Genomic DNA, 12,385 nt, shown 5'->3' with positions numbered 1-12,385 from the left:
ATTAAAATTATCTATATTTGAGTGTAATTAAATAAAATGACTAGATGTTTTGATGAGTAATTAGGCGATACAGTAAATATTGGTTATTTTCTATCTCACATTTTAAACTTTTCATTAACAAATATTAAACATTGTTCACGATTAAATATGCAAGCCAAATGATAAATCATGCATTTTAATTTTGTTTGAAACTTGTTCAAGTTGTCATGGTATTGATCTATTCTCACTAGCATTATGTTTTTAATAACAAGTAATTATGTTGATAGTAATTTTTAACTTGTTCATTTAACGTGCTAAAGACGTTGTAACCAAGATGAAACAAGGCTTGCTAAAACCAGCCTTCAGATGGTAAAGATTTATATTGCGTTGCACGAAGGGCAGGTAAGCGCATGTCGTTAACGAACATAAGCCCGTATTAAATGATTAAGTATTCCCTCCTGGGTTTAACGGTTGTTAAACGCTTTGTGAGAGAAACCTTTGAGGACTTTAGGGTATGAAGAGTTTCAAAATCAGCCTTGCTTGGCAAATTCTGATTGCATTAGTATTAGGTATTGTTTTAGGCGCTGTATTACATAATCAAGCGGAATCTCGTGAATGGCTGGTCAATAATGTATTGAGTCCAGCCGGTGATATATTTATCCGATTGATCAAAATGATTGTAGTGCCTATTGTAATATCTACATTGATAGTAGGTATTGCCGGTGTTGGTGACACCAAAAAATTAGGCCGTATCGGGTTTAAAACCATTATCTATTTCGAAGTGATTACCACAATCGCTATTGTCGTTGGGGTAACACTGGCTAACGTTTTTCAACCCGGGCACGGTATTGACATGTCGGCACTAACCGCTGTCGATATCTCACAGTATGAAAAAACGACAGAACAGGTGCAAAGTGGTTCGCATAGCCTGGTTGCAACCCTACTTTCGTTAATTCCCTCTAATGTGTTCTCCTCAATGGCCAAAGGGGACATGCTGCCGATTATCTTCTTCTCGGTACTGTTTGGGCTTGGGCTATCTTCCTTACCAAAAGATACCAAAGAACCCTTGTTGAAGGTATTCAAAGCCGTTTCTGAAAGCATGTTCAAAGTCACCCATATGATCATGCGTTACGCACCAATCGGTGTGTTTGGCCTGATCTCGGTAACTGTAGCCAATTTTGGTTTTGCCTCGCTGCTGCCGTTGGCCAAACTGGTATTGCTGGTTTACTTTGCAATCGCCTTTTTTGCCTTGGTAATACTGGGGGCTGTTGCGCGGATGTGTAAACTGCGCATCTGGACATTGATCCGGATCCTGAAAGAAGAACTGATCCTGGCTTTTTCAACCGCGAGTTCAGAAACCGTGCTGCCACGCATCATTGAAAAAATGGAAGCCTATGGTGCGCCAAAATCTATCACCAGCTTCGTGGTGCCCACCGGATATTCTTTCAATCTGGATGGTTCTACCCTGTATCAGAGTATCGCCGCCATTTTCATTGCTCAGTTGTATGGCATTGAGTTATCACTGGGGCAAGAGATCATTCTGGTGTTGACTCTGATGGTTACTTCAAAAGGGATTGCAGGCGTTCCAGGCGTCTCTTTTGTGGTGCTTCTTGCAACACTCGGCAGCGTCGGGATCCCATTGGAGGGGTTGGCATTTATCGCAGGTGTTGACCGTATTCTGGATATGGCGCGCACTGCATTGAACGTGGTAGGGAATGCTTTGGCAGTATTGGTCATCGCCAAGTGGGAGCACCAGTTTGATGGTAAGAAAGCTTTGGCCTATGAACAGGAGTTCTTGTCCGGTAGAGTGAAGCCCGCGAATCAGTCGTAGCCTTTTCTACTGTTACCAAAGCATGAGGTACGCGTTCGGTTTACCCACATAGCAATCTTAAATGCCCCGATCTCGATAGTCGGGGTATTTTATAATAAACATCACCTCAAATCAGATCCCTTCAGCATTTAGTATCAATGTTCTCTTTTCTGGCTAACTTGTGTCCGTCAATTATGTGTAATTGCAACGGTTATATCTATTTTCTTCGTCAGGATAAAGCTTAGATATCTTGAGGCGTGGACGTTTTGCATAAAAACACTTAGGTATTATTGGGTTAATTTTGATAGGACTCGCAATATCGTTAATTAATCTGATTAATAATCAATGCTAGTGACTTTCTTTACTGGCCGTTTTCTCAAAAGTCTAAAATACGGCATGAGTAGTCGTCGTCGGTAGGCGTTGGAGCAAGCGGTATTAGCAAAAATAAGGGGTTTGAGATGCAAACGATAGACGATAGACACAAAGCCATGCTGGTCAGGCAACTTCCAAATAAAGCAGTGGCGTTGGTTCTTGCTGGGGGGCGCGGTTCCCGCCTCAAAGATTTGACTTCAGTCCGGGCCAAGCCTGCTGTGCACTTTGGGGGTAAATATCGTATTATCGACTTTGCACTTTCAAACTGCCTCAACTCCGGTATTCGCCGTATCGGTGTCATCACTCAATATCAATCACACACATTATTGCAGCATCTCCAACACGGTTGGTCGTTTCTTAGTGAAGAGATGAATGAGTTTGTCGATCTGTTACCCGCGCAACAGCGGCAAGGGGTCGATCACTGGTATAGCGGCACGGCTGATGCCATCTTCCAGAATCTGGATATTATCAGGCGTTATCGCGCAGAGTATGTAGTGATCCTGGCTGGCGACCATATCTACAAGATGGACTACTCGCGTATGTTACTGGACCACGTGCTGAGTGAAGCCCCTTGTACTGTGGCGTGTATTGAAGTCGCGAGAGAGGACGCAAAGGCGTTTGGCGTGATGGAAGTCTCCGACAATTTGCAGGTTAAAGCATTCTGGGAGAAACCCGATGAGCCACCAACGCTCTCTGGTAAACCGGACCGCAGTCTTGCCAGTATGGGGATCTACGTATTTAACGCAGAGTTTCTCTTTAAGCTGTTGAAGGATGACCATGCCGATAGCAACAGCACTCATGACTTTGGCAAAGATATTTTGCCGAAAATTACCGCCCAAGGTCAGGTATGGGCACATCCATTCTCGATTTCCTGTGTCTCTTCTGCCCCTGGTGCGCCTGACTATTGGCGTGATGTTGGGACATTGGACTCTTACTGGCAAGCGAATCTGGATCAGGCCGCAGTCACGCCGGAGCTGGATATGTACGATCGTAATTGGCCAATCCGTACTTATGCCGAACCGTTGCCCCCAGCCAAATTTGTTCAGGACCAGTCAGGAAGCTATGGTATGACAATGAATACGCTGGTGTCTGGCGGTTGTATCATTTCCGGTTCGACGGTGGTTAATTCGGTTCTGTTCTCGCGAGTTCGGGTTAATTCGTTTTGTTCGCTGGATTCTTGTGTGCTCTTGCCTGATGTCAACGTAGGGCGTTCTTGCCGGTTGCGCCATTGTGTTGTTGATCGTGGCAGCCAGATCCCTGCGGGGATGGTCATTGGCGAAAATGCTGAAGAAGATAGCCGCCGTTTTTATCGTTCTGAAAATGGGATTGTGTTGGTAACGAAAGACATGTTGGCAAAACTGCAATAACCCCTATTTCACCCCATTGAGCCCTGTGCAGGGCGTTACGGGCCTGGATTTCCAGGCCTGACTTGTAGTTTTTTCATCGGTGTTGCACGAACAATGGGGCGGTAAGTCTCAGCATCGCAACAGGTGAGTTTATCCTTTACCAACACCGCCTAGTTACTGCCGTCAAACGAGGTGGCGTATTCAATTGATGTTGTGCAGCGAAAGCCACATTGCTGACGAGCAGGAGTAATAAAGAGCTTTTCAACACTTTCTTCATCAACGGATCCTTTTTCTGGCTATTGGCTATTGGCTATTGGCTATTGGCTAATAGTTTTCATTGGCAGCATTACCATTAGGAAAAGGATAACGCTGCAACAGCCCCCTATTTACTACGCGGTAACAGCCTGTCTTGCGAGCCTGTTGGCCGAACCACAAACAGTGATTTTGCTGCGTACCACTTCTTTCATCGCATCCATGCCAACGCGCATGTAATAACGCGGATCGTTGCCTTGCGGATTATCGGCAAACCATTTTTTTACCGCTGCGGCGAAAGCGATTTTGAGCTCGGTCGCTACGTTCACCTTGCAGACGCCAAGCTCAATGGCACGCCGCACGAACTCGTCTGGGACATCGCTTGCGCCATGCAGCACTAGCGGAATAGAGACCGTTTCACGGATCTCCGCCAAGCGTTTGAAATCAATTTTCGGGCGCTTGGTGTATAGGCCATGGGCGGTTCCTATAGCGACGGCAAGGCTGTCCACACAGGTCTTTGCCGCGAAGCGGCACGCTTCCTGCGGATCGGTCAAAAACGCGCTTTCTTCATCGACCGCCATATCGTCTTCTACCCCACCAAGACGGCCTAACTCTGCTTCAACGCTGCAATCGTAGAGGTGGCAGAAATCCACCACCGACTTCACCAGCTTAACGTTCTCGGCAAACGGGAAGTGGCTCCCGTCGATCATTGCGCTGCGTACACCCGCCTTAACCTTGCTGCTGATATCTTCCAGTGATTCGTGATGGTCGAGGTGCAGCGCAAACGGCATGTCATAGCTTTCCGAGTAGGCTTCGCACAGCGCGTAGATTTCGCTGAAAGCAATATGTTTGAAGGTGCCTGGTGTGCCGGCGAGGATCACCGGAGATTGCATCTCTTTGCAGACATCGAGGATCGCCTGGATGGTTTCTGCATTGTGGATGTTAAACGCAGGCACGGCGTAACCTCTGGCCTGAGCGTCTTGCAGCAGATACTTGGTGGAAATAATACTCATAGCGTGCTCCTCTCAACCTTTCCAGGGGTGAATAACCACACCTTTCACCACGCGATTTACCGTACCGCTGGCGGAAGGGCTATCTGGAGTGATACCTGCTTTGATGGATTCTGCCAGCGCAAAAACTTGTGCGTAAATCAGGAAGCAAAACGCCTGCTCAATATCGAGAAACTCGCGAGCTGTAGGCAGCAGGATGTGGGGACCGGCTTCAATTTCCGGGTTGGTGGTTGCCGAAATTGCTACCACACGCATGGCTTGTTGGTCACGGTGCAGTTCAGCCAGCAAGTCGAGGTCGTACTTGCGGGTATACGGATGGCTTGAAACCATCACTACTACCAACGTTTCGTCATCAACCAGTGATTTGGGGCCGTGACGAAAACCAGTTGGAGAGTCGTAAAACGCCGCCAGTTTGCCTGCGGTCAGTTCCAGCACTTTCAGTGCCGCTTCTCTGGCAACGCCCTGCAACCCGCCGCTGCCGAGGTAGACAATACGTTTGAACGGTAAGTCGCCAAACACAATTTCGCTGAAATCGCCCAAGGAAGCGATAATCTGTTCGCAGCGTGCGGCGACATCCTTGAATGTGTTGCAGTTGATAACATCCGGCGCAAAAACTGACAGGCAACTGGCCATCATGGAGGTGATGCTGCTGGTCATTGCAAAGCCGCGATCATGAGTTTCTGCTGGTGTCAGCAGTGCCAGTGAATTGCTGCTGTTAGCGGCGTTCTTATACAGGCTGCCTGCTTCGTTACAGGTGATGACCAGATGGTGGCAATCACTAACGATCTGATTCGCTAAATCGACTGCGGCGACGCTTTCGGGGCTATTGCCAGAGCGAGCGAAAGAGATTAGCAACGTTGGCTGTTCGGCATACAGATAGTCAACGGGGTTGGTAACCAAGTCAGTGGTTGGAACCGCAATCACGTTTTTGCCGGTTTGGCGAGAAAGCCAAGGTGCAATCATGTCGCCGATAAATGCAGAAGAGCCTGCACCAGTCAACACGATTTTCAGGTTATTGCTCTGCAAGATAGGGGCAAGGAAAGCATCAATAGTGCCGCGTAGGTTCTCGATGTTTTTCAGCGATTGGATCCAACTTGCGGGTTGTTGGCGGATCTCTTGTTCGGTCCAGGTTGGCGTGCCGGAAGTACCTGCGCTGTGGGTTTTACTCATAATTTAATCCTTAGTCGTGCATATTCAACAGGAAAACAAAACATAACTCGAAGGCCTTTCGTTTCGTTTAATCAACTTGGTGCTTAAATGAAATCTATACAAAACGAAATTAAAGATCAACACAGAAAAGAAATAAAACAAAACGTAATGTCGTAAGCATGATCTGCCTTATGAGGTTGATGACAAAGTCGCCTTCTGACTCGAGATACCCGGGCCTAGCGCACCGAGGGGCGCTTCGACGGCTTACGCCGTTACGACCCCATCGGCACGCTCTCCCTAATAACGGGGTTTGTCAGCAGTCTGGACTTATGTTCTTTTCCATAGGATTTGTTGTCATCCTTATCCGTTTGACTGTTTTTTGAAAAGGAAAAGAAAGGGCTATGCAAATGCATATCACGGACCAAAATGAGGTAAGTGAAAGGTCTAAAGGGAGACAGCCAGACCATTAACCCAAATATTTTGCAGCAAAAGCTGGTTATTCAGGGCGATCACGCTGGCACGTTTACCGGGATGGGCTTGATGACGGCATTCGTGCCGCCATCAGTGCGTACCACCGTATCCAGCCAGCCTTGTTCTGTCAGTATTCTTCTGGCTCGTAGCAACACGGTCATATCCCTTCTTCGGCGACTTCTGCAGTGCGTTCGCGCCCCATTTCGTCTACCAAACTGGTTAAGCCACGGTGGCCGCACTCCAGTGCCATCAAGCGGAACTCTTTACAGGTCAGCCCATCGCGCTCCAGCACCATTTCCAGCAGCAATTGCAGGTTGACTCCGGTGATCACCTCGCGTTCTAGCTTCTGCATCGCCATTGTCGAGGCGACCCGGAATGGGGTGCCGCCCAGCAGGTCGGTTAAAAATATCAGCCCTTCACTTTCATCAAGCTTGGCCAACGCTTCCTCGAACTGGCTGGTCAGCAGCGCGGTGGTAGAACTTTCCGGAAAGTCGATGGCGATGATCTGCGGCTGCTCGCCGAGGATCTGATGCATCGCTTTTTCCAACCCACTGGCAAACCCACCGTGACCGCTAAGAATAATGCTTAACATATGCTCTCCTTTCGTTTTCAGGGCATTACAGGAAGTGACCGAACTTCCCTACAATACCCAGCACCACGGTGATGCCGATAAGGCGCAGCGGGCTCCAACCACGACGTACCAAGGCGTACATGATCAGGGTGTAGACCAACGGCAGAAACGCGGGCATTAGCTTGTCGATAACGTCGGTTTGCAGTTTCACCACCGCATCGCCTGCCGTGATTTCCAGCGTTGTGGAGAGACGAACGTAAGTGGCAACCAGCGCACCAATCACCGTCATCCCGACGATTGAGGCGGCATGACCGACTTTCCGGGTATTGGCCTTAATCATCGGGATGGCGGCAACCCCTTTGCGGTAAGCAAAGTGGGCAAGCCCGAAACGCAGCCCGAGGTGGACAATGTTAAACATCACGAAAAATATCACTGCCCCGAGGATGGAACCTTGCAGTGCCAGACTGGCGCCGATACCGCCACAGATCGGTAGCAGGGTAAGCCAGAACATGGCGTCACCAATTCCGCCAAGTGGTGCACCAACGGCAATTTTAGTGCTCTGGATACTGTTCACATCCTGTTTGGAACGCTCCATTGCCAGCACAATGCCAATCACAAAGGTGACCAGGAACGGGTGAGTATTGAAGAAGCCCATGTGGCCTTTCATTGCTCGCGCCAGGTCGGGTTTGTTGGTGTGGATCTTTTTCAGCGCCGGCAACAGGCCATACAACCAGCCGCAAGCCTGCATACGCTCATAGTTGAACGAAGCCTGCAGCAACATAGAGCGCCACGCCACACGGTTAATGTCCTGCTTGGTCAGCTCCGCACCAATCGTCTGATCTTCATAGATATCGTCTTTGCCATCGCTGATCAGAGGTTCCTGCTTACCAACTTGTGGCAGAGTTTGGGTATCAGATGCCATCTTCGAATTCCTCTTGCTGAACGCGGGAAGGTTGCGGGGGAGTCGGGTCCTTACGCATTAATTCCATCAAAGCTAAGGCAAGTGCAGCAGCAGCAATCGCCAACACAGGTAGTTTCAGCCAGGCGGCACCCACGAAACCGATAATGAAATAGGGGATGTAGACATTTTTCATCATGATTTTCAGCAATACGGCAAAACCGATAGCTGGCATGATGCCGCCTGCCACGCCGAGCCCGTCGATCAGGCGGGCTGGCAGAACGTCAATTACCGCCTTCGCGTGTTCAGCACCGAAGAAGATCGGCAGGAAAGCGCAAAGGAAGTAAAAGATACCCAGCGCCAGCATTGCCAAGTAGTTGATTCGCTCAATCCCTTTGGTATCTGCATTAGCCGCCATACGGTCAGCGCGCGCCATCACGCCGGACATAATGGAGAACAAGAAGGTGATCCCCATCTGTACCGCAACAGCAAATGGCACCGCCACCCCGACGGCAACTTCCGGTTTTACCCCGGTGGTAATGGCAAAGGTGGTTCCGACAATGGTACCGATAATCACGTTAGGCGGCTGTGCACCGGCCAACGGCGCCAACCCCATCCAAACCAGTTCCAGCGTGCCACCGGTTAAAATACCGGTATGCAGGTCACCCAGGATCAGGCCAACCAATGGGCCCAATACCACTGGCCGGTGCATATGCGTCAGGCCATTGAACATATCCAGCCCGGCAATAAAGGCCAGAATGCCTAACGCTACGGACTGCAATAAGCTGATTTCCATAACAAGTCCTCAGAGAAGTTTGTAGAGATCCTGAGCCGGTTCTGTGGGCACGCCCTGAACAAAACACTCCACTCCGGCATCTTTCAGGCCGTTGAATGCGGCAATATCCTGATCATCTACAGAGACGGTTTTGGCGATTTGTTTCTTGCCTTCGGCGTAGTGCATATTGCCGACGTTGATACGATTTACCGGTACGTTACCTTTTACCAGGGTGAAGAAATCTTGCGGGCTTTTGCAAACCAGCAGAATTTTCTGGCGGTCGGCGGCGCGATGAATGTTGTCGATCACTTTCTGCAATGGCCAGAAGCGCACCGCAATTCCTTCAGCAAGCACCATCTCCATCAGATTTTGCTGTACGGTGTCTTCCGCAACTTCATCGTTGGCGACGAGCACCAGGTTGGCACCGGCAAACCCAACCCACTGCACGCCAACCTGACCATGGATCAGGCGCTCATCAATGCGGCTTAATACAATGTTTGGCATCTGTTTTCCTTATTATCATTGTGTTAAATCTGTGGCGATTTACCCAGGCAGGCCGCATGGTACTGGCGCAGTACATCCTGGATATGGTCGATAATCAGATCGTGTGGCATGGCGGTAATAAGTGCTTCACGAACTCGTGCATATTGAAGTGGCAGGTACTGACTGATCAGCGGCAGCGGGATGGCCTCGTTGGCCAGATTGTCGACCAATCGGCTATAGGCGTCGTCTATATCCTGGTCTGGCCAGTAATAGCGCACGCGGTCAGAGTAGCTGTAGTTGCGCGCCAGACGCAGCGCTCCATTGTTGCCATGGTAGTGCTGCTGCCAATACTCGGGGTGATCCAGCATCACATTTTCCAATACGTCGCGCAGGCCAGAACATTGATGTGCTGGGCGTAGTTCCCGTTCAATTGCTGCCAGTGAAAACAGCGCTTCGCGCAGGGCAAAGGTCAGTGCGGGGCCGACTTTCAGGATCGCAAAGTGGTGTTGAACAAGTTGTTGCAGGGCAAACGGGGTCTGGTAATCGGTGGAGTGAGCTTCAAACACCATGCTGTCAGACGCCTCAATCATCTGGCTCAAAGCCAGGGCTTCATGCGGCTGGAAGTCAATCACCTGAGTATGGTCGAACTCGACGCCTGGTTGCACAACCAGCCCGATAATCCTTGGCCAGAGGCCATTCAGCCCCTGCAGCTCGAAAGCGTGGTGGTGGGCTTCAAGCGTTTTTCTTGCCGCTTGTGGCGTAGTGACGACTAACGCCCCCAGAGTTTCATGAGCGCCACCAGGTACCGGCACTTCGGTGCCAATAACGTACACCAGATCGGGCTCACCAAACCGCTCAATACAGGTTTGTTCGGCGATCCGTGCCAGCCTGGCTGCCCGCTCGGCAACGATAGCATCAGTGAGTGGCACCGGGTCGTCAGCGCAGGACATGCTGCAGTCGAGATGGATTTTTTTGAATCCCGCCGCCACATAACTGCGAATCAGCTCATCTGCCTTGGCCATGGCTTCTGCGGCCGGCAGTGCCTGCCAGCGGTTTGGGCCGAGATGGTCACCGCCGAGGATCAACCGTTCGCGGGGAAAATGTTGCCGGTCTGCCAATTGTTGAACGAAACGGCAGAAGTCAGCGGGGGTCATGCCGGTGTAGCCACCGTACTGATCAACCTGGTTTGAAGTGGCTTCGATAAGCAGGGTTGAATGGGCTTCTTTGGCGTGCCGCATGGCTGCTTCGAGTACTAGCGGATGAGCAGAACAGACAGCAAAGATGCCACAACGATTATCCTGTTTATGCTGGGCCACGAACTCGGTTAAATGTTTCACTTTCTTCTCCGTATCGGTTTTGTTGCATTTTATCTTTCGATTCGTGTCTCTTGATACTGCTTTATTGCAAAATTAAAATAAAGAGAAGGGTAATGAAGTTGGGATCCGTTTCACAAAAGGTATGTAACGAAAGATATTGAACGAAGGGATGAGTGGTTGTGAGTAGTGCCGAGACTTGCTTTCCACTTAAAGAAAGGTATTAATAGGTGAAGTGAAATGAAACAAAGGATTTTATGAAAGGGTTACCCATGCACAATAGCGATTCCGTCACCGATAAACGTATCATCGGTACCAGCGAGAGACGCGAGCAGATAATTCAGCGTTTGCGCCAACAGGGAAGTGTACAGGTTAATGATTTATCAGCTTTTTTTTGTGTTTCCACTGTCACAATCCGTAACGATTTAGCATTTCTGGAAAAGCAGGGGATTGCCGTTCGTGCCTACGGTGGTGCACTCGTGTGTGATCCGTTAGTCCCTGTATCAGAACCTTCGGTAGAAGATAAAAGCTCCCTGAATACTTCCCTGAAGCGCAGCATTGCGCGCGAAGCTGTAGAACTGATTAAACCGGGGCACCGCGTAATACTTGATTCCGGCACCACCACTTATGAGATTGCGCGTCTTATGCGTCAGCACAAAGAGGTGATTGTCATGACGAATGGCATGAACGTTGCCAATGCGTTGCTGGAAGCCAAGGGTGTCGAGGTATTAATGACCGGTGGACATTTGCGCCGTCAGTCCCTCTCTTTTTATGGCGATCAGGCCGATCAATCGTTGCAGAATTACCATTTCGATATGCTGTTCCTCGGCGTTGATGCCATCGATCTGGAACGTGGAGTGAGTACCCATAACGAAGATGAAGCGCGTCTCAATCGCCGCATGTGTGAAGTGGCAGAGCGTATCATCGTGGTTACCGATTCCAGCAAGTTTAACCGTTCAAGCCTGCACAAAATCATTGATACACAACGTATTCATATGGTGATCACCGACAGTGACATTTCTGCGGCAAGCCTTGAGGGGTTACGCAGGAGTGGCGTTGAAGTGGTGCTGGTGGGTAAATAAAAGCGAGAGACATATCGAAATTGCCGGGTGTGGCAGACATGTGGTCGCATCTGGCAAATTGATTGTACTCGTCATCCAGAATGATCCCCAACTTGGAAAGATCGCTCCGTACAGGCGTATCCAGTAACTACCCTTCTCATAATGTGATTTTACCGTCCTCATAGTGTATTGCCGTGTAAGGATTAAAATCATTTTTTCTTATTAATAATGAATGATTTCCACAAGTATTCACAGCAATGGCTTAATCATCTCAGAATGTTGGGTACTTTAATTTGTTGTTATCCATTATATGAATAATGATGTAATTTTTTGTTTTATATGAATTTAACATTGCTCTCGATCAATGTTTCCTGAATTTCCCCTGTAACATTATACAACCAAGATTATATTGATTGTGATTCTCACTCACTTTCAATAGGTGCAATATGGTTAATTGGTTTAATCGTTTAATGGATCGCCCAGATCTAGGAAAGCTCATCCTGCGCTTGGCATTCAGTATTATGATGATGTTCCACGGATGGCATAAACTGATCGACGGCATCGAAAATATTCAGGGGATGCTGACCCAGCACGGTTTGCCGGGCTTTATCGGTTACGGCGTTTTTATTGGTGAGTTAGTGGCGCCATTGCTGATGGTGTTGGGGATCTTCACTCGTCCGGCTGCGTTGGTGTTTTCATTTACCATGCTGGTCGCCTACCTGCTGATCGATCCTGGCAGTGTGCTGACGTTGACCAAAGTAGGAGCCTGGGGAGCAGAAGATATTGCCGTCTACTTCTTTGCCGGATTGGCCATTGCATTCCTCGGTAGCGGTCGCTATTCGGTAATGAAAAACCCGGACTGGCGCTGAGAGTGGTGTAATAAACTGCAATGGTA

At 49.1% G+C, this 12,385-nt stretch carries 11 protein-coding genes and 1 pseudogene; 4 read left to right on the top strand and 8 right to left on the bottom strand.

The window, feature by feature from the left end; genetic code table 11:
- Positions 1 to 493: 493 nt before the first annotated feature.
- Together gltP and glgC are read left to right on the top strand one after the other, a co-directional pair.
- Positions 494 to 1,810 (top strand): glutamate/aspartate:proton symporter GltP, encoded by a 1,317-nt coding sequence (gene gltP, locus SAQUA_RS22445; RefSeq protein WP_380676566.1) that lies wholly within the window; start codon positions 494 to 496, stop codon positions 1,808 to 1,810.
- A 437-nt stretch (positions 1,811 to 2,247) separates the two neighbouring features.
- Entirely contained in the window at positions 2,248 to 3,528 is a 1,281-nt protein-coding gene (gene glgC / locus SAQUA_RS22440) for a glucose-1-phosphate adenylyltransferase (protein WP_380676564.1), read from the top strand.
- Between the two features lie 368 nt (positions 3,529 to 3,896).
- On the opposite strand, the gene kbaY is transcribed toward glgC, so the two are convergent.
- From kbaY to kbaZ, 8 genes and pseudogenes are all read right to left on the bottom strand, one after another.
- A complete protein-coding gene (gene kbaY, locus SAQUA_RS22435; protein WP_380676562.1) occupies positions 3,897 to 4,772 on the bottom strand; it encodes a tagatose-bisphosphate aldolase subunit KbaY in 876 nt (291 codons plus the stop codon).
- A gap of 12 nt (positions 4,773 to 4,784) precedes the next feature.
- Positions 4,785 to 5,939: an SIS domain-containing protein gene (locus SAQUA_RS22430; RefSeq protein ID WP_380676560.1), complete on the bottom strand. Its 1,155-nt coding sequence runs from the start codon at positions 5,937 to 5,939 to the stop codon at positions 4,785 to 4,787.
- 497 nt (positions 5,940 to 6,436) lie between these two features.
- A pseudogene (locus tag SAQUA_RS22425) lies at positions 6,437 to 6,550 on the bottom strand (N-acetylglucosamine-6-phosphate deacetylase); the annotation flags it as partial.
- Positions 6,547 to 6,981, bottom strand: a complete 435-nt coding sequence (gene agaF, locus SAQUA_RS22420) for a PTS galactosamine/N-acetylgalactosamine transporter subunit IIA (RefSeq protein WP_380676558.1) — start codon at positions 6,979 to 6,981, stop codon at positions 6,547 to 6,549. The pseudogene SAQUA_RS22425 and the gene agaF, both read right to left, overlap by 4 nt.
- A 25-nt stretch (positions 6,982 to 7,006) precedes the next feature.
- Positions 7,007 to 7,882: a PTS N-acetylgalactosamine transporter subunit IID gene (gene agaE, locus SAQUA_RS22415; protein ID WP_380676556.1), complete on the bottom strand. Its 876-nt coding sequence runs from the start codon at positions 7,880 to 7,882 to the stop codon at positions 7,007 to 7,009.
- Complete coding sequence (gene agaW / locus SAQUA_RS22410) at positions 7,872 to 8,654, bottom strand: PTS N-acetylgalactosamine transporter subunit IIC (RefSeq protein ID WP_380676554.1); 783 nt, start codon at positions 8,652 to 8,654, stop codon at positions 7,872 to 7,874. Before agaW ends, agaE begins: the two co-directional genes overlap by 11 nt.
- A gap of 9 nt (positions 8,655 to 8,663) precedes the next feature.
- Positions 8,664 to 9,137 (bottom strand): PTS N-acetylgalactosamine transporter subunit IIB, encoded by a 474-nt coding sequence (agaV, locus tag SAQUA_RS22405; protein ID WP_380676552.1) that lies wholly within the window; start codon positions 9,135 to 9,137, stop codon positions 8,664 to 8,666.
- A gap of 23 nt (positions 9,138 to 9,160) precedes the next feature.
- Positions 9,161 to 10,453 (bottom strand): tagatose-bisphosphate aldolase subunit KbaZ, encoded by a 1,293-nt coding sequence (kbaZ, locus tag SAQUA_RS22400; RefSeq protein ID WP_380676550.1) that lies wholly within the window; start codon positions 10,451 to 10,453, stop codon positions 9,161 to 9,163.
- Positions 10,454 to 10,701: 248 nt separating this feature from the next.
- Between kbaZ and SAQUA_RS22395 the strand changes: the two genes are divergently transcribed.
- Complete coding sequence (locus SAQUA_RS22395) at positions 10,702 to 11,511, top strand: DeoR family transcriptional regulator (RefSeq protein ID WP_380676581.1); 810 nt, start codon at positions 10,702 to 10,704, stop codon at positions 11,509 to 11,511.
- Positions 11,512 to 11,936: 425 nt separating this feature from the next.
- A complete protein-coding gene (locus SAQUA_RS22390; protein WP_380676548.1) occupies positions 11,937 to 12,359 on the top strand; it encodes a DoxX family protein in 423 nt (140 codons plus the stop codon).
- The last annotated feature ends 26 nt before the right edge of the window (positions 12,360 to 12,385 follow it).

This window comes from Serratia aquatilis (genome assembly GCF_044865145.1).
Taxonomy (GTDB): domain Bacteria; phylum Pseudomonadota; class Gammaproteobacteria; order Enterobacterales; family Enterobacteriaceae; genus Chania; species Chania aquatilis.
This window is presented reverse-complemented; position numbering and strand designations above follow the sequence as displayed.